Source organism: Thermosipho melanesiensis BI429, assembly GCF_000016905.1.
In the GTDB taxonomy this organism is placed as follows: Bacteria; Thermotogota; Thermotogae; order Thermotogales; family Fervidobacteriaceae; genus Thermosipho; species Thermosipho melanesiensis.
This window is the reverse complement of the sequence record NC_009616.1, coordinates 380,596-406,122: the sequence shown is the minus strand read 5'-3', so window position 1 is coordinate 406,122 and position 25,527 is coordinate 380,596. Positions and strand designations below refer to the sequence as shown.

The 25,527-nt window shown below is 31.4% G+C and carries 24 protein-coding genes and 2 tRNA genes; 13 read left to right on the top strand and 13 right to left on the bottom strand.

The window, feature by feature from the left end:
* Positions 1–42: 42 nt before the first annotated feature.
* Entirely contained in the window at positions 43–522 is a 480-nt protein-coding gene (locus TMEL_RS02075) for a hypothetical protein (RefSeq protein WP_012056620.1), read from the top strand.
* A 102-nt stretch (positions 523–624) separates the two neighbouring features.
* Here TMEL_RS02075 and TMEL_RS02070 read toward each other — a convergent pair.
* Positions 625–700 (bottom strand) — tRNA-Asn (locus TMEL_RS02070).
* A 286-nt stretch (positions 701–986) separates the two neighbouring features.
* Between TMEL_RS02070 and purF the strand changes: the two genes are divergently transcribed.
* The 8 genes from purF to TMEL_RS02030 all read left to right on the top strand — a co-directional run bounded on the left by purF (position 987) and on the right by TMEL_RS02030 (position 8,773).
* Positions 987–2,282 carry an amidophosphoribosyltransferase gene (gene purF, locus TMEL_RS02065; protein ID WP_012056619.1) on the top strand — a complete coding sequence of 432 codons (1,296 nt, stop codon included), beginning with the start codon at positions 987–989 and terminating at the stop codon, positions 2,280–2,282.
* Positions 2,246–2,803 (top strand): phosphoribosylglycinamide formyltransferase, encoded by a 558-nt coding sequence (purN, locus tag TMEL_RS02060; RefSeq protein WP_012056618.1) that lies wholly within the window; start codon positions 2,246–2,248, stop codon positions 2,801–2,803. The genes purF and purN overlap by 37 nt, the downstream gene beginning before the upstream one ends.
* 15 nt (positions 2,804–2,818) lie before the next feature.
* Positions 2,819–3,712: a phosphoribosylaminoimidazolecarboxamide formyltransferase gene (locus tag TMEL_RS02055; protein ID WP_012056617.1), complete on the top strand. Its 894-nt coding sequence runs from the start codon at positions 2,819–2,821 to the stop codon at positions 3,710–3,712.
* Positions 3,713–3,721: 9 nt separating this feature from the next.
* Positions 3,722–4,909 carry a phosphoribosylamine--glycine ligase gene (purD, locus tag TMEL_RS02050; protein ID WP_012056616.1) on the top strand — a complete coding sequence of 396 codons (1,188 nt, stop codon included), beginning with the start codon at positions 3,722–3,724 and terminating at the stop codon, positions 4,907–4,909.
* A complete protein-coding gene (locus TMEL_RS02045; RefSeq protein ID WP_012056615.1) occupies positions 4,906–5,814 on the top strand; it encodes an AIR synthase-related protein in 909 nt (302 codons plus the stop codon). The genes purD and TMEL_RS02045 overlap by 4 nt, the downstream gene beginning before the upstream one ends.
* Before the next feature lie 65 nt (positions 5,815–5,879).
* Positions 5,880–6,515 carry a hypothetical protein gene (locus TMEL_RS02040; RefSeq protein WP_012056614.1) on the top strand — a complete coding sequence of 212 codons (636 nt, stop codon included), beginning with the start codon at positions 5,880–5,882 and terminating at the stop codon, positions 6,513–6,515.
* Complete coding sequence (locus tag TMEL_RS02035; RefSeq protein ID WP_012056613.1) at positions 6,502–7,671, top strand: vWA domain-containing protein; 1,170 nt, start codon at positions 6,502–6,504, stop codon at positions 7,669–7,671. The genes TMEL_RS02040 and TMEL_RS02035 overlap by 14 nt, the downstream gene beginning before the upstream one ends.
* Positions 7,672–7,675: 4 nt before the next feature.
* Positions 7,676–8,773 (top strand): ABC transporter permease, encoded by a 1,098-nt coding sequence (locus TMEL_RS02030; RefSeq protein WP_012056612.1) that lies wholly within the window; start codon positions 7,676–7,678, stop codon positions 8,771–8,773.
* Here TMEL_RS02030 and ndk read toward each other — a convergent pair whose 3' ends face one another.
* From ndk to TMEL_RS01975, 11 genes are all read right to left on the bottom strand, one after another.
* Positions 8,774–9,217: a nucleoside-diphosphate kinase gene (ndk, locus tag TMEL_RS02025; RefSeq protein WP_012056611.1), complete on the bottom strand. Its 444-nt coding sequence runs from the start codon at positions 9,215–9,217 to the stop codon at positions 8,774–8,776.
* Positions 9,193–9,726: a hypothetical protein gene (locus TMEL_RS02020; protein WP_012056610.1), complete on the bottom strand. Its 534-nt coding sequence runs from the start codon at positions 9,724–9,726 to the stop codon at positions 9,193–9,195. The genes ndk and TMEL_RS02020 overlap by 25 nt, the downstream gene beginning before the upstream one ends.
* The gene (locus tag TMEL_RS02015; protein WP_012056609.1) at positions 9,726–11,633 is read right to left on the bottom strand and encodes a transglycosylase domain-containing protein; all 1,908 of its coding nucleotides are present in this window, start codon (positions 11,631–11,633) and stop codon (positions 9,726–9,728) included. Before TMEL_RS02015 ends, TMEL_RS02020 begins: the two co-directional genes overlap by 1 nt.
* Positions 11,630–12,508 (bottom strand): DUF7354 domain-containing protein, encoded by an 879-nt coding sequence (locus TMEL_RS02010; RefSeq protein ID WP_012056608.1) that lies wholly within the window; start codon positions 12,506–12,508, stop codon positions 11,630–11,632. Before TMEL_RS02010 ends, TMEL_RS02015 begins: the two co-directional genes overlap by 4 nt.
* Before the next feature lies 1 nt (position 12,509).
* Complete coding sequence (locus TMEL_RS02005; RefSeq protein WP_012056607.1) at positions 12,510–13,169, bottom strand: 2-phosphosulfolactate phosphatase; 660 nt, start codon at positions 13,167–13,169, stop codon at positions 12,510–12,512.
* Between the two features lie 30 nt (positions 13,170–13,199).
* On the bottom strand, positions 13,200–14,321 hold the full coding sequence (aspC, locus tag TMEL_RS02000; protein WP_012056606.1) for an aspartate aminotransferase: 1,122 nt from the start codon (positions 14,319–14,321) through the stop codon (positions 13,200–13,202).
* Positions 14,308–15,279: a polysaccharide deacetylase family protein gene (locus tag TMEL_RS01995; protein WP_012056605.1), complete on the bottom strand. Its 972-nt coding sequence runs from the start codon at positions 15,277–15,279 to the stop codon at positions 14,308–14,310. The genes aspC and TMEL_RS01995 overlap by 14 nt, the downstream gene beginning before the upstream one ends.
* Positions 15,280–15,367: 88 nt before the next feature.
* Complete coding sequence (locus tag TMEL_RS01990; protein ID WP_012056604.1) at positions 15,368–16,255, bottom strand: tRNA dihydrouridine synthase; 888 nt, start codon at positions 16,253–16,255, stop codon at positions 15,368–15,370.
* Positions 16,242–16,868: a nicotinate (nicotinamide) nucleotide adenylyltransferase gene (gene nadD, locus TMEL_RS01985; RefSeq protein ID WP_041425919.1), complete on the bottom strand. Its 627-nt coding sequence runs from the start codon at positions 16,866–16,868 to the stop codon at positions 16,242–16,244. The genes TMEL_RS01990 and nadD overlap by 14 nt, the downstream gene beginning before the upstream one ends.
* On the bottom strand, positions 16,819–18,123 hold the full coding sequence (obgE, locus tag TMEL_RS01980; protein WP_012056602.1) for a GTPase ObgE: 1,305 nt from the start codon (positions 18,121–18,123) through the stop codon (positions 16,819–16,821). Before obgE ends, nadD begins: the two co-directional genes overlap by 50 nt.
* A gap of 58 nt (positions 18,124–18,181) precedes the next feature.
* Positions 18,182–18,257 (bottom strand) — tRNA-Thr (locus TMEL_RS01975).
* A gap of 192 nt (positions 18,258–18,449) precedes the next feature.
* On the opposite strand from TMEL_RS01975, the gene TMEL_RS01970 reads away from it, so the two are divergent.
* From TMEL_RS01970 to TMEL_RS01960, 3 genes are read left to right on the top strand one after another with little or no spacing between them, the layout of a single operon-like run.
* Entirely contained in the window at positions 18,450–18,821 is a 372-nt protein-coding gene (locus TMEL_RS01970) for a DUF2089 domain-containing protein (protein ID WP_012056601.1), read from the top strand.
* The gene (locus TMEL_RS01965) at positions 18,814–19,842 is read left to right on the top strand and encodes a hypothetical protein (RefSeq protein ID WP_012056600.1); all 1,029 of its coding nucleotides are present in this window, start codon (positions 18,814–18,816) and stop codon (positions 19,840–19,842) included. Before TMEL_RS01970 ends, TMEL_RS01965 begins: the two co-directional genes overlap by 8 nt.
* Entirely contained in the window at positions 19,820–21,076 is a 1,257-nt protein-coding gene (locus TMEL_RS01960) for an MFS transporter (RefSeq protein WP_012056599.1), read from the top strand. The genes TMEL_RS01965 and TMEL_RS01960 overlap by 23 nt, the downstream gene beginning before the upstream one ends.
* Here TMEL_RS01960 and TMEL_RS01955 read toward each other — a convergent pair.
* Positions 21,063–22,034, bottom strand: coding sequence for a DNA-processing protein DprA (locus TMEL_RS01955; RefSeq protein ID WP_012056598.1), 972 nt, complete (start codon positions 22,032–22,034; stop codon positions 21,063–21,065). The two genes, TMEL_RS01960 and TMEL_RS01955, sit on opposite strands and share 14 nt — an antisense overlap.
* Positions 22,035–22,112: 78 nt before the next feature.
* Between TMEL_RS01955 and TMEL_RS01950 the strand changes: the two genes are divergently transcribed.
* The gene (locus TMEL_RS01950; protein WP_041425916.1) at positions 22,113–25,520 is read left to right on the top strand and encodes a RecQ family ATP-dependent DNA helicase; all 3,408 of its coding nucleotides are present in this window, start codon (positions 22,113–22,115) and stop codon (positions 25,518–25,520) included.
* Positions 25,521–25,527: the final 7 nt, after the last annotated feature.

Sequence of the window (25,527 nt, the reverse complement as noted above, 5' to 3'; positions counted from 1 at the left end):
ATTTTAAAGATAAAAGCTAAGGCCTTGGTTGGAGGTAGGAATATGAGTAAAAAAATTCTGATGTTGCTTGGGTTCGTTATATTATTTATTTTTGGTTGTATTGGAGAAACCACAACCAAAGAAATACTAAGTGCCGCTATGTATTTTACCGATGTTTATATTGGGAATAGCAAGTATTTGATTGGCTATACTTCTATAGAAAATCTAGGTTTGGAAAAAATAGATTATTTTGCGTTTAATTTCGAAGTGATTTTTAGCAATGGTGCAACTCATACTGGTTTAAGAAAATCAAGCTTTCCTAGCAGTGAAATACCGATACTCCCCGGAATAAAAATGCCCATACAATTTCGTTATAATTGGCTAACTGATGCTACAGTTACAGAAGTTAGAATAACAAATTTATTAGTTCGTACAAGTTATACATATTATGATTATGCAGATGAGACTTATAGAACAAGGAAACTAGAAAGAATTTATAATTTTAATCCTCCATTATCAATAAAGATAACTGAACAGCAGTGATTTAAAATATTTCAGGAAAACTGAAAGTCACAAAACAAAAAACAGAGCCTTTTTGGCTCCGTTTAGTATATCAAGCTGTAACCCCTAAACAGTTTCTCTCACTGGCTCCGGCGGAGGGACTCGAACCCCCAACCTAGTGGTTAACAGCCACCCGCTCTGCCTATTGAGCTACGCCGGAATCTTTTCCGAAAAATAATATACCATATTTCTAAAATTCCGTCAATATGTTTACTTTTAATTTTTTACAAAATAAATAAGATTTCTTTTAGAATAAAAATCTTTGTTGACTACACTTGGAAATGGATTTAAAATAAATTCAGGAGGGGGTAAAATGAAAAGTTCACCAAAAATACAAAAAATTGAATACAATTACTTTTTCCCAGTAAGGGAGTAATATATTTTGTCGATATATGAGGAGCATTTGCTCCTCATTTTCATTATATTCAAAAATGTGGAGGGGTGTTATGTGCGGGATAGCAGGTGTTTGGAACGTGGATGCCTCATACAACATTTTACACGATATCTTGTTAGGGCTTCAACATAGGGGGCAAGAAAGTACGGGGATTATTCTGGAAAATTTTAGAATTGTAAAAGAAAAAGGGCTTGTTTCGCAGGTCTTAACACAAAAAAATTACATACCCGGAAAAATAGGGATAGGTCATGTAAGATATTCAACATTTGGTGAAAATACTGAAATTCAACCACTTATGGGGTTAACTTCAAAAGGAAAATTTGCCATTGCGCATAATGGAAACATTCCCGATGCAATGCAAAGAATGAAATCGTTAATTGAAAAGGGAGCTGTATTTAACACTACAATTGACACAGAGATATTTTTACATTACATTTCCCTTGCACCATATGCTGATCCAAAACTTTCCGTTCAATGGACGCTTTCGAGAATTCCAGGAGCTTTTTCTGTCCTAATACTAACTGAAAAAATGTTAATTGCAGCAAGAGACAGTTTTGGGTTTAGACCGCTTTTTTATGGGAAATATAGAGATGGCTATGTAATCTCATCTGAAGATGCTCCACTTATCTCTATAGGAGCCAAAGATATAACAGAAATTATCCCAGGTGAAATGGTTATTTTCTCAGAAAATGGTATGGAAAAAACAAAATTTGCAACTACAAAAATGCATTTTTGCGCATTTGAATATATATACTTTTCAAGACCAGATAGTAATTTTTTCTACGGAAATGTACACAAAGTAAGATTTAAAATGGGTGAAATTCTTTTCAAAGAAAGCAATATGAAAGGAGATGTAGTAATACCTATTTTAGATTCTGGGTTTTCAGGTGCTTTGGGATTTTCCGCTGCATCTAAAATCCCTATTGAATTAGGATTAATGCGAAATAGATATCTAGGAAGAAGTTTTATTATGCCGGAAAAAAGAGAAGAAATAGTAAAAAGAAAATTAATCCCTATACCACAAGTAATAAAAGACAAAGAAGTTGTATTAATAGATGACTCAATTGTTAGAGGAACAACCATGAAACAAATAGTAAAAATGCTAAGAGAAAATGGAGCAAAAAAAGTAAAAGTGGGGATACACTCTCCACCTGTAATTGGCCCTTGTCCTTATGGAATAGATACATCTAGAAAGAACGAATTAATTGCAAGCCAAAAAAAATTAGATGAAATAATCAAAGAAATAAATGCAGATGAACTACATTACTTATCAATCGATGGATTAAAAAAAGCCATTGGGGGAGATAATTTATGTCTAGGTTGTCTAAACCTAAACTACCCAATATAGTAATTCTAGCATCGGGAAATGGTTCTAATTTTGAAACAATTGTCAAAGCAACAAAAAATGGTATATTAAATGCCAATATTCTTATGTTAATTACAAATAAAAAATGTTTTGCCGAAGAAAGAGCTAAATGCTTAAATATACCAATTACAAGGCTTGGAAAAAATTGGTCTAAAGATTTGTACGACCTTTTAAAAAAACTCAATCCAGATTTAGTTGTTCTTGCAGGATTTATGAAAATCCTTCCACCAAATATCGTAAATAGCTTTAAAATTATCAACATTCATCCATCACTTTTACCAGCATTTCCAGGAAAAGATGCTATAAAACAAGCATATGATTATGGAGTAAAAGTTACCGGAATTACAATCCATTATGTAGATGAAGGTGTAGATACAGGTCCTATAATTTTCCAAAAAGCTTTGGAAATAGATGGACTAACTTTGGATGAAATAGAAACAAATATACACAAGTTAGAGCACGAATATTATCCTAAAGTAATTCAAAAAATATTAAACTCTTGAAAGGAGTGAGCGGGGGTGTATCTCGAAAAATATAACCTTGAACTAAGATATGGGGAAAATTCCCATGAAAATGCCCAAATCTTTGGGAAACCTTCCTTTGAAATCTTACATGAAGGAAAACAGATTTCATTTAACAACATTTTAGATGCAGAAGCAGCATATGTAGTTGCAAAACATCTAAAATATATTGATGGATATGGTAGTGTTGTGGTAAAGCATCAAACTCCTTGCGGTGCATCTATAAAGAAAAATAAAATTGAATCTATCATTTCGGCAATATCAGCAGATGAAGAATCAAGTTTTGGAGGAATTTTATCTGTTAATTTTAAATTTGATGAAGAATGTGCTCTTGCCATAAAGAAAAAATATCTAGAAGTGGTAATAGCGGAAAAATTTACGGAAAATGCTATTGAAATACTTAAGTCTAAGAAGATAAGAATATTAAAAGTTAATAATTATGAACCTAAAGTAGGAAAACCTGCGTTTGGTGCATATTTAATCGGAGAAAGAAAGTTACCAAATTTAAAATTTGAACACGTTGCAGGTCCAAAACTTTCAGTAGAAGAAATGAAGGAATTGACTTTTGCATACATAGTAATAGAAGGTGTAAAATCAAATGCTATACTTATCTCCAAAAACCTAACAACAGTTGGAATTGGAACTGGTCAACCTTCACGAAAAAGAGCTGCCTGGATAGCAACTTCATTAGCAGAAAAAGAAGCAGAAGGAGCGTTTGCTGCATCAGATGCATTTTTCCCATTCCCAGATGGTCTTGAAATACTTGCAAACGCAAAAGTTAAAGCAGTAATAGCACCTATGGGTTCAATAAGAGATGAGCAAATTATAGAAAGTGCAAATAGATTTGGTATATCTTTTTACAAAGCTAGTGGAAGAGTATTTAGACATTGAGGTGAGAAAATGGAAATTTGTATATTAGGTTCTGGTGGAAGAGAACATGCAATAGGTTATGCATTTGAAAAGGCAGGGTTCAAAGTTTATTACTCTCCAGGGAATGGACTTACAAGGAATAATTTACAAAACGTAGGTGATTTTAAAGGTATAATCATACCAGGTTCTGAAGAATATTTGGCAAAAGGTATAGCTGAAAAATACGATAATGTTTTTGGCCCAACATCAAAAGGTGCAAAATTGGAAAGTTCGAAAATATATGCAAAGATATTTATGAATACTTACAATTTGCCAACTCCAAGGTTTGAAATTGTGGAAAGTGAAATAGACCTTAAAAATAAAATTGAAAAATTCTATCCTCCATATGTTTTAAAGGCAGACGGTCTTGCTAAGGGAAAAGGTGTGGTAATAGTTGACACAAAAGAAGAAGCTATTAAAATAGGAAGAAAGCTTATAAGTGGTGAGCTTATATCAGATGTTTCCGGTCCAATCATAATAGACGAGTTTATTCCAGGCAGAGAACTTTCCGCAATGGCTATAGTAAATGAAAAAGGTTTCTCTTTATTTCCATTTATACAAGATTACAAAAAGTTAAATACTGGAAACATAGGGCCAAACACAGGAGGAATGGGTAGTTTTGGGCCAATAGAAATCGACAGTGAGTTAAAAGGAAAGATAGAAGAGTTATTTGAAAAAACGCTATATGGATTAAAAAAAGAAGGGATAACATATAAAGGTTTTATCTACATTGGACTTATGATTTTTGAAAAAACACCATATATATTGGAATACAACGTAAGACTAGGTGATCCAGAAACGGAAGTAATTGTTGCAACCAATCCGGGAAATTTTGTGGAAACATTACTTAAAGCTATACAAAATGAAAGCATACCGCAATTTCATCCCAAAAATTACGCTTTGGATGTTGTACTTGCAAGTAAAGGGTACCCTGGAAAATATGAAAAAGGAAAGGAAATTAAAAATCTGGAAGAAACGGAAGGAGAAAGTTTTGTAATATTTGGAGCAGGAGTGAAAAGAAAAAATAATTTACTCTACACAAACGGAGGAAGAGTTTTACATTGTGTAGGAATTGGAAAAACAAAAGATGAAGCAAAAAACATTGCATACAAAATTGCCGAAAAAATAGATTTTGAAGGAAAGCAATTTAGAACGGACATTGGGGTGATCTATGCATGAAATACACTTACAAAGCTGCCGGGGTTGATGTAGCAAGGGGGGATGAATTTGCAAACAATATAAAGAATACTGCAAATATACCCTCTTGGATTGTGAAAGAACCAACAGGATATGCGACTATCATAAACTTTACAACACCCATGATAGCAGTTACCGCAGACGGCATCGGTACAAAAATACTTCTCCATATAGAGCACGAAACGTGGGATGATGCTGCAAGAGATTTAATTGCAATGAATTACAACGATTTAATATGCGTTGGTGCAAAACCACTTGCATTTTTAGATTACCTTGGTCTTCACAAAATAGACGAAAACACAAAAAAATTTATTACTTCTCTGATAAAGGAACTTGAAAGACATGATATGTACCTTATTGCAGGTGAAACTGCGGAAATGCCAGATTTATACATGGAAAACCATATGGATGCAGCTGGATTTGCGATTGGTAAAATAATCAAACTCTTTGATCATAAAAATATAAAATCTGGTGATTATATAATGGCACTTGATTCGTCTGGATTTCACTCAAACGGATGGAGTTTGATCAGAAAAATCATAAAGGAAGAAGAAATAAACATCGAAGAACTGCCTTTTAACTTACTTGAGGGAACAAAGATATATTCAGAGATGATTAAATACTTTGATGATATCAAAGCAATTGCCCATGTTACAGGCGGTGGTATTTTAAGGGCTTTAAAAAGGCTGTTAGGCGGTTTTGGGTGTAAAATACAACTTGAAAAGAAGGATTTTGTGGAATGGATTTTAAAATTTGTAGATTTTGGTGAAGCAATTTTAACTTTTAATATGGGATATGGTCTTTTGTTTGTAACCGAAAAACCCAATTCACTTCCCGGAAAAATAATTGGAAAAGTTAATGAAAGTGATATAGAAATTAAAATATAACCCCCCAGTTGGGGGTATATTTTTGCAAAATATGATATAATTCCTTTTGGAAAGGGGGAAAGGTTTTGAAAAAAGTTTTTATTTTTTTACTGCTTTTGTCGAGTATATTGTCTTTTTCTATAAAGCTTGGATTTTCAACCCAAGAAGGTATTTGGTTCAGGAGTAAGATAGATAATTTTGAATATAAAATAGGTTATCCGGTTTCTAATGTTTCATTTTCTTTCGGAAATGATATATTTGATTACAAAATACTTGCAGGTTACATATTCAATAACGACACGTCATTAGTTGATTTTTCTCTAAATACGGAAATTAATAATTTTTCTTTTTCGAGCTATTTAAAAATGACGTTTCACAGGGAATTTGTTACGGATTCTTCTACAGAAACGGGAAGAATCTATATTGGTATTTTCCCAAAGTATGGCATTGAAAATCTAACATTTGGCTTTAATTTTGAATTTTCTTGGTTATATATCTACTATGATCCCGGAATAAAGGCAGCTTTTCTTTCCGTTATTAACCCCGAAGATATATTAAGGTATAGTTTTTCCATAAATGTTACGTATATGATTTCAGAAAATCTCAAAGTGTTTTTGGATATTTCAACAAAGTATAAATGGATTTCTTATCTTTCCATTCCTCTTTTTAGCGATCAATTTGTAAGTTTTGGTGTAGAGGTAGAAACATATGGTAATAAATAAAGCGTTTGAAAACTTAATTAAAAAAAGTCCTTTTTATGCATATCTTTTATTAGGAATTTCCTTGCAAAGTGATAATAGAATAAAAAACATTTCCATAAAATTCACCAAACATGGTGAAATTGTTTTTTTGTATAACCCCTCTATAAACAAAAAACCAATTTGGTTTGTAGAAGCTTTGATACTACACGAACTTATGCATATAATAAATCAGCATTTTAGAATCAAACCAAAAAACAAAAGGGAGAAGAAGATTTGGGATCTTGCTATGGATGCAGCAATCAATCAATATATACCAGAACTTGATGGCAGAAGTATTCCTTTAAATGTTCTGATAGAAGAAGGGCATGGAGTAGACAATGAGGTTATGTTTGTTGCTCCACCGGCATTTATGATAAACAAAACAGCTGAAGAATATTTTGAATGGATAGTGAAAGAATTTGAAAAAAAAGGTGATTTTGATATAGAAGCAATTCCCGATTCAATAGATGATCACAATTTCCAATCTGAAATACCCGTTGAGATGATTGTGGAAATAACAAAAGATAAAGTAGGAAAGGCATTTAACATGTTTGGAAAAAGCTTGGAGTCAAATATAAAACAAAATATAGATTTGATATTACAAAAATCCACACTTAATTGGGAAACAATCCTTAGAAGATTTTCAAATGCTACAATTAAAGGAGATAAATACAGAACTCCATTAAGACCAAACAGAAGATACGAAGATCAACCTGGATGGAAGTATGAATACAAATCAAAGCTTGCAGTTATTTTAGACACAAGTGCAAGTATTATCGAAGAGGAAATGAATCAATTTCTAACTGAGATCGAAAAACTTTCAAAATTAGATACTCAGCTTACACTAATCCAAGTAGATGAAACGGTAACTATGGTAACTGAGTACAAATCTGGAAAGTGGAAAGATTTAGAAATATATGGTGGTGGAGAAACGAACTTACAACCAGCAGTAGACCTTGCTCAATCAAAAAGACATGTGGAGGGAATAATAATATTTACCGATGGACATGTAGATGTTCCTGTAGTAAAAAGAAGAGTTTTATTTGTACTTTCATCAAAACATAACGCTGAATTTGTTGAAGATGCCATAAGGATATACGGGAAAAACTCCGTCGTATTTTTGAAATGGAAAGGATGAAATTATGAGAATATGGTATGAATTTAAAAGACTAATAGGCAAGCCTCTAAATATCATTCTCATAATCCTCCTACCAGTTGTTCTTACAATTGCCAGCATAATATTCTTCAATGGATTTGGGGTGACTAATGTAAAACTTGGGGTATATAACCTTGATGACTCTCCTCTTTCTCAATTTACAATAAAGCTTGTTATGTCATTTTTCAACGGTGGAACACTAACCTATGTAGATAAAAATTACACAGAAAAGTTACAAAGTGGTGAATTAAATGCCGTGATGATTATCCCAGAAAACTTTACTGATGCCTTATATAACGGCCAAAGAGTAGATATTGATTTTATACCTAGTCCAGTAGATTTACAACTTTCCGTTGGAATTTACAACGTTTTAAATTCCATATTTAACGATTTAAGTGGTTCACCTTTTTTTAATCCTCAAGTTTTAAGATATTTATTTGTAAGTCAAGAAACTCCCGCACCAAGATTTGTTCCAAAAACAAAAAATTTCAAAACTGATTTTGGAACGCTTTTTTCCCCCGCTATATTATTCTTATCTGTTATTTTCCTGATCATCGCAATTGGTGTATTAACAATAATAAATGATAGAGAATTGGGTTTAATAAATATATTTAAGGTTAACAATGAAAAGTGGTATAAATACACAGTAGTAAAATTTCTCGCATTATTTTTTCTTGGGATTGTGGTTTCAATAGGTGTCTATGTGGCAGGTATCACGTTAAATATAAAAATACCTTTTTCCATATTTTTTCCATTGTCTTTAACTGCAATAATTTTTCATAGCTCTTTGGCATTGCTTATTTCTAGTATTTCTCCAAATAAAGCAATGGCAAATATAATTGGTATTTCATTATCTATGTTCTTTTTCTTTGCAAGTGGAAGTATTACACCTGTTACAACACTTCCAAAACTTATGTTCAAGGTTGCTTCCTATACTCCTTCGTATAAACTTACATATGCACTAAGGAACTACCAACTAAACGGCATACCAATAAACTCTGAACTTTTATACCTAACTCTAATATCCGTAGTTTCTTTTTTGGTAATGATGCTTACTATAAAAAAAGAGTTCAGGATGAAATAATTAAATATCATCCTGAACATCTAAATAATAATCTACTATTTCGTTTTCTGAAAAGAAGATTTTGTATTCACGTTCAAAATTTTCTTTTGAATCACTTGCATGAATGAGATTTTTTGTCACAGTCAATGCAAATTCTCCTCTAATTGTTCCCGTTCCTGCTTTTAAAGGGTCTGTGTTTCCAATAATATGTCTTACCATCTCTATCACCCTTGGAGCCTCAACCACCATTGCTACAACTGGACCACCTGTTACAAATTCTATTAGTTCGTTGTAAAAATTCTTTCCTTTGTGCATTTCATATAACCTTTCTGCTTGTTCTCTAGTCATCCAAAACAATTTTAAAGCGACAATTTTTATTCCCCTTTGCTCAAATCTTTTTATTATTTCTCCAACTAGTCCCCTTCTTACTGCATTTGGTTTTAAATAAACAAACGTTCTTTCCATGAAAACACCTCCACGTGTTTGAAATTTGTAGACAGTGCCCTGAGCACCTCGTGCATTTCTCCCTTTGGATATTTGGTGAGCATAAAAACGTAATCATCAAACAAGGGAAGAACTTTTACTAAATCTATAATCCCATACTCTTCTGGAAAAATCTTTTCTCCGTTTTCTACTTTACATTCTTGAATATTTTCTCTTCCCAAAAGCTTTTGTAAAGGAATATTATACGTTTTTGAATATAATTCTTTAAAAGCCGCATCAATTGCAAAAATAACCTTTGGATGATTTGGAAAATGTTCTTCCAACATGTAAGGTATACTAAAAGTGTCTTTTATCGTTGCTTTTTCCACCACATATCTATACTCTTCAATTGCACCCATTATTACCTTGTAATTTTCTCCCTTGTACCTTTCAGGGACTATAGCTCCTATCCCGCTGTTTTTATTATCTGTAATCTCAATTGTTATATACTCTCCAAAATCTGTTCTCTCCAAATTGTAAAAAAACTTCATTACTTTCCACCTCCAAGCATATTCCATAACCTTATTGTAAATTCTTGAGAAACTGTATTCATATATGAAAGAAATTCTATTAAATACTCCCTATCAAATGTTCGTAGAATCTTTATCAATTCTTCTAAACTAAATTTACCTTCTTTAATTAAATCAATTAAATATTTGTAATCAATGTACCTTAAAGGATCGATCTTTACAACCTCTAGTTTCCTATAAACAGATGAAATGGAAAAAGGTGTTTTTCCCATATCAGTTTTTAAAGCAATTTTTCTCAAAATTGGTGCTACATCTCTTCCCCCTAGTAAATCTCTTCCATCCTGTGAAATAATCATCATTAGTTTTCCATCTGCACCAAAGAACCAAGCAAATTGTTCTGCAGTTCCTGTTTTTCCAATAATAGTTCTACCTGGAATATCTGCCCTAATTCCCGTGCCATAATTTACTACCTTTCTCAATAAATCAATAATTAAATAACTTGCCTCCATAGGATATCTTTTTGAAGATTTAATGATATTTAAGATTTCTGGTTTTGCTTTGTATACAACTACCCCTTTACTGTTTCTTACTTCATCTACTATGTAAGGTTTTACCACTATTCCCGTTAATATACCTGAAAAACCTTTTGCAATTTGTTCGTGTGAAGTTTCAATGGTACCCAAAGACAAAGTTAAATCCGGAGGATAGTATCCGTTAATGTATAACTCATTTTTCAAGAAATCTCTAACCATTACATCTCCTAACATAAGGTATAGGTTGACAGAAGGGATATTTCTAGAATGAATTAATGCATCTTCCAATTTTGTTTGACCGTAATAGTCTTTTTCAAAATTTTTTGGTGTCCAATCTCCAATTTTTATTGGAAGGTCAAATAACTTTGTATCTAAATTGAATCCGTCCAGAATTGCTTTATAATAGTAAAAAGGTTTTATCAATGACCCTATTTGCCTTCTACCGTTTGTCACTCCTTTTCCGTACATTGCGAGTATCTCACCTGTTCTATAATTTATAATTATTCCCGCATTATTTTCACTAAAATTTTCAATTAATAAGTTGTAATATTTTCTATTTAAAGTGGTTTTTACAACAAAACCTTTTCTGAGCAAATCAAGTGTAAATCCTTTTTCTTTTAATTCATCTATTATCCTCCAAAATATTTCCTCATCATATTTTGATTCAAAAACGTTGTATGACTTTACTTTATTTAAAAGTTTTGAGTATTTTTCGTATTCCTCGTTAGATATATAATTTTCAACCAATAACCTTTTTAAAACAACACTTGCCCTTTTATACCTTCCCTTTAAATCTTGAGGATTAAAATTTTCCGGGGATTTTACAGTATTCACCAAAAGTGCTATCTCCGCTAAATTCAAATTTTTTGGTTCTTTACCAAAATAATATTTTGCAGCAGTACCAAATCCATAAATTCCGTTCCCCATATATACTGAATTTAAATATAATTCTAAAATTTCTTCTTTTGTTCTTATTTTTTCAAGGTATAAAGATATAAATATTTCCTTTATCTTTCTTTCAATAGTCCTTGCCTGGGTTAAATAAAGACTTCTTACAAGTTGTTGTGTTAATGTGCTTCCCCCTTGTGTGTTTTTTCTTATAACTGTATAAAAAATGCCCCTTATCATTCCTAGGATATCAATTCCTGGATGTGAGAAAAAGTCTTCATCTTCTGAAATTATGAGTGCAGTTATAAGTTTTTCTGGATAATCTTCTAAGTTATACCAATATGCCCTTGGAAAATAAAAAGGTGTTCCATCGGAAAATTCAATAATAAGACTAGATGGAACCAAAGTTTCTGGTTCCGGTAAGTTAGATGTGAACCTATCGTACATGTAAAATAATCCAAGTATTATAACGAAAAAACCCAATAAAAAAAATAACAAATTTTTCATAAATTCCCCTCTAAATAATTATTTATCTCTTTTTCCAAATCCTCAAAAGCTTTATCAAAAACATCTATAAACTCATCAAATTTTTCTTCAAAATCCTGCGGATTTAAATATGTTTTATTTATAACTTCTATCATCTTTCTTTTTGACAATTCTATTATTTTCTTTCCGTTAAAAATGTAAACTTCTCCATCAAAAACAAACCATTTCCAATTATTTTTTTCTCCTTTACAACCAAATTTTGTACCGCGCACACCTGCAGTTACAGAACCGCCTTCAATTTGAAACCTTGATTTTGACATCAAAAATTTCACCACATCTGCTACAACGTTTCCTCTCTCTACTTTTAATTTAAAATCAAATCTATCTCCTTTTTCTCTATTTCTTTTAATCTTTACTAAGGTATTTTCATTAATGTATACTTTCCCCCATTTACCGGAAATTACCACATAAGAATCTTTTAAGGTCCTTATATAATAATTTTCGTATAATTTTTCACCTTTAGAAATTGAAATCCAACTTTTACCATCTTTTGAATATGCAACATTTCCAGAAAATTCTTTAACAAAAGCTGGTGCAACATCTTTTGGATATTCATATTCAACTACATTAAATTTGAGTACCTTTCTTTGCCCATTTACCTCCAAGATCAAATACCCTTGAATTGGAACAATTGGTGCTATATAAGTAATTGTTGCCACATTTTCAAATGTTTGTTTACTAAGTAACAACTCTTCTGGAAGAATTCCTCCAATTACATCTTCTACAAAAATTTCTATTTTTCCATTATTTTCAAAAGTCAATTTTGTTGATTCTCCTGTATATATTGAAAATGCAAAAATAGGTAAAAGAACAAAAAACAAAAATACCTTTTTCATGCTATCCCCCCTTTACGACCTTCCCATCCTTATATTCTACCACTATATTGTATAAATCCATACTCATTGCAAAATCTAAATCTCTTTCAAATCCCAATTCTTTTAACTTTAAAGCATGAACTCCAGAAAAATTAGGTTTCTTTAAAGCATTCCACATATATTTTAGAGCTTTTGCACTGTCTGATAAATTCCAAAAAAGTCTATCAACAAAAGCACCGGCAACTTGAAGATCTTCAAAAGATATTTCATTGTCATTTCCAGCACATACGAACAAAATATCTGAATAATCTTTTAAAACATTTAACGTAGCGGAAAAATTAATAAATGCTCCTAAAATAATTTTATCAGATAATCCCTCAACCATCTTTAACGTTTTTGTACCATTTGTGGTAGTTAAAACTATTTTTTTGTCTTCGACATCAAAATACTCCAAAGGGGAATTTCCCTTATCAAACCCCTCTGGTTTTATCCCATTTCTCTCCCCACATACCAAAAATTCTTTTCCATATACCTTTGCGTCATTTACAGATTGAACGGGAATAATATATTCACAGCCATTTGCTATAGCAGTTATCATTGTCGTTGTTGCCCTTAACACATCAATAACTACAATAACTTGAGCACTTTTCAATTTTTCAGGTAAAAATTTTACATCTATCATATCATATCACCTTTTAAAAAAATTGGAGGCTTATGCCCCCAAAAATTCTTTTATCCTTTCAAATGCCTTTTCAATATTTTCAATGGAATTTGCAAATGATAGTCTCACAAAACCCTTGGCATTGAACGCACTTCCTGGAACCAAAGCCACCATTTTTTCTTCTAAGAGTTTTTTGCAAAATTTTTCATCGTCCGTATTGACTTTGAAAAAAAGATAAAACGCACCACTTGGTTTTACAAAATCAAGCCCAATACTTTTTGCTTTTTTAACAACAAAATCCCTTCTCTTTCTAAACTCTTCTATCATATATGAGTTATCCACCTTAAGAATCTCAAGTGCTGCATATTGCGCAATTGAATTTATACCTGAAGTACTGTGTGCTTGTACCTTTGCTATTCTTTTTAACACCTCTCTATTTTTTGTGGCCACAAAACCTATTCTCCAGCCCGTCATTGAAAATGATTTTGAAAATGCGTTTATATATATAAGCTTTTGTGGTTCTACAAATTCGGTAAGCGATGTATATTCATCATCATAAACAAGCACGTCATATACTTCGTCTGCTATTACGAACATATCATATTTCTTTGATATTCTCGAAAGTCCTTCTATAATCTTTCTGGGATACACTGTGCTTGTTGGGTTATTTGGAGAATTTACGATTATTGCCTTTGTATTTTCAGTAATTAAACTTTCAAGTTTTTCTAAATTTGGATAGAAATTTTCTTCAAGTTTTGTCTCCAAAATTTTAATATTTGCCCCCGATAACATAACCATTGGAGGGTAACTTACCCAATATGGTGATATTAAAATAACTTCATCGTCTTTTTCTACAATTGAAAGAATCGAATTAAATAGAGCTTGTTTTCCACCGTTTGTTACTATTATCTCTTCGCTTGTAAAATGTATCCCTTTTTTCTCCAAAAATTTTGATATAGTTTTTCTAAGCTCTGGAATTCCTTTACTATCCGTATATTTTGTAAAATCTACCTCCAATGCTTCGATGGCTTTTTTCTTTATTCGATCAGGTGTAGGAAAATCTGGCTCACCGGTTGTAAGGTTGATAACATCTTTTCCTTCCATTTTTAGTTTTCTTGCAAGAGCATTTATTTCCAAGGTTTTTGATTGGGGAATTTCATCAATGATGTTCATCAAAAGACCTCCTTATTATCAAATAATATCGCACATATTCCTTTTTATTTTCTCCCCTAACACTTAACATTAAACTGTTAATTTCATTTTCTATTTCAAAAGGTCCTGCAGTTAATACTCCATTCTTAAATTCACTTTTTACTATACCTTTTTCCCTTATATACACAACAGGATTTTTAAACCCCTCAAGGTGTGCTTTTATATAAAGTTTTCCATTTTTCCAGTAATACGGTTTTTCCTTTAATACCAAAGGTTTTCTGGAAAGAATATACCTTACATGTGATTCTGTGGCCCAATCTTGAAGTAAAGGTTCACGTGGTATTTCATATGGAGAAATTTCTTTGCTGTACGCTCCTGAAAGCTGTATAAATGCAAGTTTGAAACCATGCTTTTTTAATACTTCAATCATCTCTTGGTTGTAATATCCATAAGGATATGCATAATACTTTAAACTTGTCCCCATATGTTCTTTCCAAATTTTTAAACCCTCAACTAGATCTTTTTCAAAATAATCAATGTTTTTAAATGGAAACTTATCATGTGAAACTGAATGATGACCAAATTCCACGCCGTAATCTGCCATTTTCTTTACCATATCCCAACTTAAATATTCTTTTGAGTGGCCTACCCCACCAAAATACAAAAATACTGAAAATGGAACATTGTACTTTTTAAAAATGGGAAATGCCTTTGTGTATGTAGTTATATATCCATCATCTATTGTAAAGATAACCGCATTTTCCTCTTTTTTATTACCATATATATAGTCTTCCAAATCTTTTAATGTCCAGATACTATACCCCAATTTTTTTACAAGTTTTATATGCATTTCAAGTTCACTTGTCCAAGTGTTTGTGGAGAGATATCTTTCATCGTCAAACCTGTGGTATATAAATATTACTATGTTGGAAAACGAAATATAGGAAATTAATAAAAAAAGCAAAATCCATTTTTTCACAATATCACCTCTATTTATATTTTATTCCATAACAAAAAAATTACCATTAAAAATTGTACAAATAAACCTGCAAAAAATAAAGCAAAATTTAATTAGATATAGATAAAAAATATTCTTCAAATGCCATCTTTAATTCATCAATTTCTTCAATCTTCATCACTTTTGCTCTAAACTGCCTTGCTCCTGGTAACCCTTTTGTATATCCGGCAACAAACTTTCTAAACTCACGAATATCACCAACCTCAAGATATAATAAATCGATGTGTTGTAATACCACATTTTTTCTTTCAAAAATAGAAGGAGTTATATTTGAAAAAATCCAAGGGTTGCCAATTGCACCACGGGCTATTAACACTCCATCTGCTCCAGATAATTCCATTGCTATTTTTATATTATCACTATTGTAGATATCACCATTAATATATAAAGGAATATAGCCTTTATTTTTTATCTGCCACTTTGCACGGCCTGAATACATCTGTTTGGCCGTTCTACCGTGAACTGCTATCATATCGGCACCAGCTTCTACTGCAGCATCGTAAATCCTCTCAAAGTTGTCTTCGTCAAACCCCAATCTAACCTTCACAGACACCTTAGATTTCACATTATTTTTAACACCTTCTATTATCTTTTTTAATTTTTTTAAGTCTTTCAAAAGAGCACTGCCTGCACCTTTTTTTATCACCTTTTTCACAGGGCATCCCGCGTTAATATCTATCCATGCGCCTTTTCCATCTACCATACTTGCTGCTTGTGACATTATGTATGGCTCTGAACCAAATATCTGTACTGCAACCCTTTTTTTTTCTATATCCTTCGGAAAGTACTTTTCATTAATTTTTAAATTTCGTACTATGCTTTCTGCACTAATCATTTCAGTGTATGCAAATTCAGCTCCAAATTTAAAACATAAAGTTCTAAAACTCCAATTTGATATACCGGCCATTGGAGCAAGTCCTACTTTACCTATTACCATATATCTCCTCCACATATGAAATTATATGCTGTGGAACAAATCCATACAAACTTAACCCTTTAATCGCTCTCTCTCTTACAACAGTAGAAGAAATCTGTATCAACGGAAGCTTCAAGATGTATATAGAATTTGACAAACTTTCCAAAACTCTCTCTACTTTTTTATATACTAATTCATCTTTAAACCTTGGATATACAAGCATATGTGCTTTTTTTAATATATCTTCATACCTATACCACTTTTCAATTGAATATAGTGCATCTTCTCCTACGAGGAAGAAAATATGTGAGTATTTTTTTTCATAATACTCAATAGTGTTAATTGCGTAACTTACACCGCCTAACCTATGTTCTATATCACTTACCGTAATACCCTCGACTTTTTCAAAAGCCTTTTTTGTTAAAAAAAATCTTTCTTTAAATGACACATCAACCTTCTTATGAGGTGGGGTGGAACTTGTAACCACGTGGAAATCCGCAAACCTAAACATTTCCCTTACAAGTTGCGCAATAATTATATGTCCGTTATGAGGCGGATTAAATGAGCCTCCGTATATAACTAAGCTATTCTTTAAACTCAAAAGCTCTTCCGGCAATCCAAACTGTATCGCCATCTTTCGCACCCGCCTCTCTCAATTTATTATCAAGGCCATTTTTTTCAAGCAACTCCATGAACTTGTTGTATCCATCTCTTTGGGTTAAATTCAACCTCTTTGCCCACTCTTCTACATAAGGTCCTGCCACCACAAAGTCATCACCGTCTCTTTTAATCTCAATAACAAACTTTTCAGGTAACTCTTTCCATATGGGTTTGGGTCGTTTTACCCTTTCGTTTACAATTTCACCCTCAACATTTAACTTTTTACTTTCCTTTACCATTTCTGCCATTTTGTAAATTACTTCCCTTATTCCCTTACCTGTAAGCACACTTGTTGGAAAAGTCTCTTTTCCCGTTGCATTTTTTAATTTTTGAATCCTTTCTTCTAACTCTTCTTTACTTAATAAATCTATCTTGTTAGCTACAATAATCTCTTCTTTTTTTGCAAGGTCTTCACTAAAATATTCCAATTCTCTTCTAATATCAAAATAGTCATTTACGGGGTCTCGACCCTCAAAACCTGAAATATCAACAATATGAACGATTACACTACATCTTTCAACATGCCTTAAAAATACGTTTCCCAATCCCACGCCTTTACTTGCACCTTTTATTAACCCCGGAATATCCGCAACTACAAATTGTAAATCATCAACTTGGACTACTCCGAGGTTTGGAATTAGTGTGGTAAATGGATAATTTGCAATTTTAGGTTTTGCATTACTTATTTTAGATATAAAAGAACTTTTTCCTACGTTTGGATAACCAACTAACCCAACATCAGCAAGAAGTTTTAATTCTAAAATTAATTTTCTTTCCTCACCTTCTGCTCCTCTCTCGGAAATCTTTGGGGTTCTCATTGTAGAAGATTTGAAATGAACATTTCCTCTACCACCTTTTCCACCTCTTGCGACACAAACAACCATTCCATTTTTATCCAAATCTGCTATTATTTCACCAGTTTCAAAATCTTTTACAACAGTTCCAAGGGGAACATCAATAATTATGTCTTTTCCATTTCTACCATGCATTTTTTTCCCCTTACCATTTTCGCCATTTTCTGCAATATATTTTTTCTTTTCAGCAACTGTTAAAAGGGTTGATAAATTGCTATTAGCTCTTAAAAAAACATAACCTCCATTACCACCATCACCTCCATCTGGTCCACCTTTTGGGACATACTTTTCGTGTCTAAAACTTGCAGAGCCATCTCCGCCTTTTCCGCCTTTTACGTAAATAATAACCCTGTCAACAAAATCACTTCTTTCCATATATATCACCTCACATATTATTTTACCAAAACAAAAATTCCCCCTAAAATAGGGGGAATGGAGCCAACGGCGGGACTCGAACCCGCAACCTACGCATTACGAATGCGCCGCTCTACCGATTGAGCTACATTGGCACTATCTCTCCTAGTGTAATTTTATCAAAAATAAATTTGTTGTCAATAAAACAAAATTTTTGAAGTACTTGACTTATTTTTTTGAGAAGAGTATAATAATTTTTGTAATACGGATAAAAAATTATCCTTTTTCCGGAAGTTGCACAAAAATTTTTTAAACAACATCAAAAAATATTTGAAAGGAGTGAAAAATTGTTACCGAAATGTCCTGTTTGCGGAAAAACAATGATAGTAACACAACTAAAGTGTCAAAATGACGATGTAATTGTTTCTGGAAAGTTTACTGTTTCTCCCCTTGCATTTTTAGAAGAAGAGGATATGAAATTCATTATTTTGTTTTTAAGGAGTAAAGGAAATCTTAAAGAAATGGAAAGAATTACAGGAATAGGTTATTTTACCCTCAGGGGAAAACTAGACAAATTACTTAACAAGATGGGCCTTACTCCTCTTGAAGAATCTTCGGAAGAAACGGATGATATATTTTCGAAACTCAAAAAAGGAATAATTTCTGTAGAAGATGCTTTAAATATTTTAAAGAAAAAGGGAGGGGAAAAGAATGGATGAAATAAAAAAAGTACTTGAATCGTTAAAAAAGGGGGAAATATCTGTTGAAGATGCGGAAGCATTGATTAAAGCTATAAAGGAAAAAGAAAACGAAGAAAAACGTGGCTATGATTTTTACGAAACGAATAATTCAGAAGAACCAATAATGGGAGATGTTACGGTAATAGAAGAAGGAGAGGAATTTAAAGGAGATCTAAACATAGTAAATGGAGAAGCAATTATACGTGGAAAAGTTCTTGGAGATTGTTCCGTGGTATTTGGGGAACTAACATTTTCAGGTGAAATAGACGGTGATCTTAATGTAGTTGGTTCAAAAGTAAATTGGGAGGGTGGTGTAATACATGGTGGATTAAATGTGGTTTCATGTAAAGAAAAAGGGACACCTCCAAAAGTGTATGGAGGCCTTACAAGGGTAAACAACTTATTTTTAAAGGGGATATTTAAAATAATAAAACCATTTATGTCTGGATTTGAAGTAAAAAAAGGAAATTTTAGAAAAAAGAAAAAACACGATGTTTTAATTGTAGATGATATATTTAAAACAGATGATGATATTGAGGCAGAAAAAGTGATAGTTAATGGATTTTTTGAGGGAAACAGTATAACCGCAGAACATTTGGAAGTGCTTGGGAAAGCAAATTGTTCAGATTTAAGAGTCAACAACATTAAAGTAATGGGAAAAGTAAATTGTAACAATATCTCATCAGAAGAAATTACTGTATTAGGTGCACTGCACGGGAAAAATATATCTGCAGAAAATATGGAAATAAAAGGTGGAGTATCTTGTGACGATGTAAATGTTGAAACATTGAAGGTCTCCGGAACATTAAAATGTAGAAACATAAATGCAGAAGATATAGAAGTGGATGAAAACGCCGCAATTAGTACAGGTAATGTAACAGCAGAAGATATAATCCTAAACGGAACGCTAAACGCTGGATTTGTCCATTGTGAAACCATTTCCGGCAATGGAAAATTAAATACCGGGGGGTTGTCTTGTGAGGAAAATAACCTTAAATAAAAATTTCACGCTTTTTATTTTAGGAAGGCTTGTTTCACTAATTGGTTCCGGTATACAAATGATTGCAATTCCATTGTATATTCTAGACAAAACGGGCTCAGGTACAGCCATGGGAATATTTACGCTTCTTGGGATTCTTCCACGGCTCCTTGCTGCACCTTTTTCAGGAGTAATTGGTGATAGATTCAATAGAAAAAACATAATGGTATTAACTGATTTTATTAGAGGTATCTTAATTATACTTTTATACATATTATCTTTTAGAAATATGCTACAATTAATTATATTATTCATTATACAGGCTATTGTATCTGTATTGGATGGCTTTTTCGGAGCTGCAACTAGTGCTATGCTACCAGATATTGTTTCAGAAGAACAACTTAGAAGGGCAAATTCCATTTTAGGTACGGTAAATTCATTTTCAATGATAATTGGACCTATTCTTGGTGGGGTAATATATGGATTCTTCGGTATTTCTCTAGTTTTTCTATTCAACGGTATTTCCTTTATCTTATCTGCAATTAGTGAAATGTTTATTGAATATAACACTTTATTTAAAACAAAAGAAAAACTTTCTGCCAAATCCTTTTTTATAGAATTTAAAGAGGGATTAGTTTTTATTGTGAAAAAGAGAAGTTTAAAAATATTGTTTACATTTGCCATGTTTACAAATTTTCTAATTGCACCTTTACTTCAAGTTGTTGAACCATATATATTAAGACAGATTGTTAAGATGAGTGCACAACAATACGGTCTTGTACAAACATTTTTTACTATTGGTATGCTGTTGGGAAATATTGCGCTTATATCGTTTTTTAGTAAAATGAAAAATAAACCACTAATGATTCAAGGCCTTGCGGTAGAAATTGCCTTACTTTTTATTTTTACATACTTTATTTTCCCAGATGTTTTAACAAGATTTTCAACTTTACAATTTTTCTGGTTGACAGCTGCAATATACTTTACATTTGGTTTTTTCAATGTACAGGTTAACGTTCCAATATCGACAAATTTACAACTCATGACCCCCTCTGATATAAGGTCAAGAGTATTTTCCACATTGGAGGTATTTTCACAAATTATGGTTCCTTTAGGTGCAGTGATATACGGCTTTTTATTGGACCATATTGCTGCACACTTTATCTTTCTTTTTGCGACAATATTAACTTCTCTAATAACATTTGTGTTTTTACTTATCGCCCCCAAAGAGGTGTATGAGCCTAAAACAACATAGCCCCATTTATGGGGCTATTTATTATTTTAGGTACTTCAAAGTATTGTTTAAAGGAATGTGCATTGTATTTTTTCAATAAGAATAAATTACCGTCAATGTTTTTTTTCCAGACAATAATTTTTTTGTTAAGACTTGCTGCATATTGAAATGTTTTCATCGTACCACCTTTTTTTCTAGACTCAATCACAATTACACTATCTGCCAAAGCTGATATTATTCTATCTCGGCATAAAAAATAATATTTTATAGGCTTTTTACTTGGTGGAATTTCTGATAAAACAATCCCTTTATTTAATATGTCGAAGAGTAATTTTATATTCTCCTTTGGATACAACCTTTTCTCTATTTTACTTAACCCTTGTCCTAAAACAGCCCCTGTAAATCCCATACTTCCTTCATGTCCTGCGGCATCTGCACCTAAAGCTAATCCACTGATGTTGTATATCTTGTTCATTGAAAGCTCTTTTCCTAAACTTTTAGCCAAAACCAAACCTTCACTACTGGTATTTCTTGAGCCTATTATCGCAGCTATTTTTAATTTATCGAAATCTTTCCAATAACCTTTGTAAAACAAAACATAAACAGGATGATCTAGTTTTCTTAGAGCATGTAATTTTTTTGGATATGTAGCATTTTCATACACCACATATTGAATTTCCTCTTCAAAACAGAGCTTTTTTTCGCTTTCTGCCTGTTTAAGAAGGTTTTTATCTTCAAAAATCAATATAAATCTTTCTATTAACTTTTCTACATCCTTTTGTCTTTTTGAAAATATTTTTTCTTTGTGTGTATACAAAAATTCTCGTAGTTGTTTTTCAGATAACATGAATAGATTTATGTTATTTTTCAAACTTAAAAAAAATAATCTCGAAAGATTTTTATGGTTGAAAACGGGATAATTGTTTACTTTTGAACTAATAATACTAAAGGCTATGTAATGAATATCACTGTACAACATATTTTTCCCCCAATAATGTATAATAAAAATACAACACTTAATATTATACTATATTATTATGCTATATGGGGGGATTTTGTGTTTAAAATAGAACAATGTTATTTTGATAACTCCACAAATTTAAACAATATTGTCTTTGATAATTTTGAATACAGTAGTGCAATAGATAACTTTAAATTCTTTGCATTAAAGACCTACTTTCCAAGAAATAAATTTCGCGATGAAGACATAGAGTTTGAGGATAGGGTTTTTAGAAATATTGTATATGAGTTCAAAAAAGGAAATAAAGAAATCTCTGAAAAAATGGCATCTGTGTTTGTAAAACTTTTAAAGAATGTGAATGTAAAAAAACCTGTGATATGTGCTATTCCAGCATCTAATTTTGTTGATACAGAAAAAAGGTTTAAATATTTTACAAAAACTCTTTCAAAAAAACTAAATTTTGAAAATGGCTTTTCCTACATCCAAAATAAAAAAAATAGAAGAAACAAACACTTTGAAAAATTCCAAGGAAATATTATAGAATACATATCCATCAACAAGAAAAAAATAAAAGGCAAAACTATACTACTTTTTGATGATATCATAACAACTGGAAATAGTTTTATTACCATAGCAAATAAGCTTGTTGAATTTGGAGCAGAAAATGTTATTGGTGTATTTTTAGGAAAAACATACGACTTTCAAACTAAGAAAAAAATACAAAAAAATACCTATTATGATAAAGCAGCCTATATTTTTGATGAAAGTATGAAAATAACAGGTTTTTCATATGAAATAAAAACGTTTAATATATCAAAAAATAAAGTTGTGGATAATAATTTTATACTCACGGCAAAGATAGTTAATAACATAATAATGAGAGGAATTCCCACATTTGCCTCAAAATATCTTTTTGAAAACACCAAAGATAATTATAAAGCCATTCTTTCTGCATGGTTGCACAGGGTAATTATATTTTCCATAGTAAACGGTATACTAACCGAAGAAAACCTTAATATTGCGATTATTGAAAGAGATATATCCTTTTCTCATATTGCAATAAAGGATTTATACTTATACATGGAAAATATATCAAAACTTCTTGAATATACATTTCCTAAATTCAATGTTAAAATTTTTAATAATCCAGAAAACAAATTCAATAACTTTGACTTAGTTATTGATATAGGCTTTAAAAAAAGGCAACCATTGACAATAGGAGCACCATACATATTCATCCAACAAACTGAAATGGATAATACACTTCCAAGATTTTACAACTTTAAACCGATAAAATTTTTCAAAGCAAATGAAAGCAACAAAGAAAAAGAAAATGCCCTAAAATTTATTCTTCAAAACGTATTTTTTAAAGAAGAATTTAGAGAAGGCCAACTTAAGATTATAAAAAGAATTCTTTCTCTAAACGATACTATTGGACTTTTACCTACAGGTGGTGGGAAGTCTCTTTGCTATCAATTGAGCGGACTTTTACAACCTGGAATAATAATTGTAATAGACCCTATCAAATCACTTATGGTTGATCAAGTAGACAATCTTGAAAAATTGGGAATTAATTCTTGTGCATATCTAAATAGTGATCTTGAACGTTCAAAAAGAGATAAGATACTAAAAAAGCTTGAAGATGGAAATTATAAATTCTTATTTATTGCTCCTGAAAGATTACAAATAAAGGATTTCAGAAAAAGTCTAAGTGCACTTTCCGAAAAAACTACTATTCCTTTTATTGTAATAGATGAAGCGCATTGTGTTTCAGAATGGGGTCATGATTTTAGGCCTTCATATTTAAACATTTCTAAAAATATCAGACTTATTACACAAAAAAATAATTACAAACCAAAAATCTTAGCTCTAACTGGGACCGCATCATATGCGGTATTAAACGATATTCAAAAGGAATTGGAAATCTTCTCTAATAGTGCAAAAATATATCCCAAGTCATTTGATAGAAAAGAACTTCATTTTATAATCTACAAAACATCTAATAAAGAAAAAATACTAAAAAAAATTCTCTTAACAAACCTTCCAAAAAAATTTGGGAAAAATAATATAGCAGGAATTATCTTTTCATCAACTGTAGATGGTGAAAACGGAACGGAACATATATCCACAATTTTAAAAAGTCTTGGCATTCACCATTTAACATATTCTGGAAAAGTGCCAAAAAAATCAAGGTTAAGTGAAAAAGAACATGCCCAAAAGAATTTAAAAACTCAAAAGAAGTTTAAAGAAAATAAGGTTTCTTTACTTGTTGCGACAAAGGCTTTTGGAATGGGTATTGACAAACCAAATATAAGATACACCATACACTATACACTACCTTCGTCACTTGAAGCATTTTATCAGGAAGCAGGACGCGCAGGAAGAGATAGAAACCCAGCATTTTGCTACCTTATATTCACAGAAAAAGATGAAAATATAACAAATGCTGTATTGGATATTAGCAAAAGTGCAGACTATGCTATTAAATTATATAATGAACAAATGAAAGATATAAAAGATGATGTAACAACGCAAGTATTTTTTCACAAATCTTCATTTGTTGGTGAAAATGAAGAATCAGAGAAAGTGATTAATTTTTTGGAAAAAGTTTTTCCCACATTGCAAAAATATAAAAATGTGTACATAACAGTTTCACTAGAAGGAAGGAGTAAAATCATATTTGAAAAAATATTACATAGGTTAAGCATTCTTGGTGTTGTTAAGGACTATACGGTAAAGTACGATACCCAAATAACATTTGAAATAAAAATGGAACTTTTATCCGAAAATAACGTATACAAAAATTTATTTAATTACGTTACAAGATACTCATTAGGTGAAAATGAGTTTAAAGTGCAAAAAAGTCCATATAGTGATTTAAAGTCATCGTATAAGTTTTACATAAAAACACTTGTAAAGTTCATCTATTCAGAGATTGAAAAACAAAGACGAAGAGCACTTTTTGCCTTAATTGAAATGGCAAGGCATGCAAAAGGCGAGAATGAAATAAAAAAATATATACTAAATTATTTTGAAGAAACCACATTTTCAAGAGAGCTTTGGAAACTGTATAAAGAACTTGATTTTGAAACTTTGTTTAAACTTTTAACGGTAATTCAAACAAAAAAAGTAGAAAAAATTAAAAATCTATATGGAAACATATTAAGGTTTCTTGAAAGTGCCCCAGACAATCCAAGTTTTTACCTATTAACAGCCTTTATTCGAACCAGATTAATATATAGTCAAGACAGAGAAGAAGAAATGATCGCAACGGATGTAGAAAGTATAAAAAAAGATTGGGAAAACTTTTTGAGAAACTTTAATTTCAAAAAATATGAAAATGAATTGATATTCATTTTCGAAAGATTTTTAGAAATTACTCATCAAAGGACTTTAAAAAATGAAATTTTTTACCTCATTTTCGAAAAAACAAACTCTAAAAAATTTGTAGAAAAATTTCAATTTATAGATGAAACAAGATATTTTTCCAAAAGAATACTTTAAAAGTGTT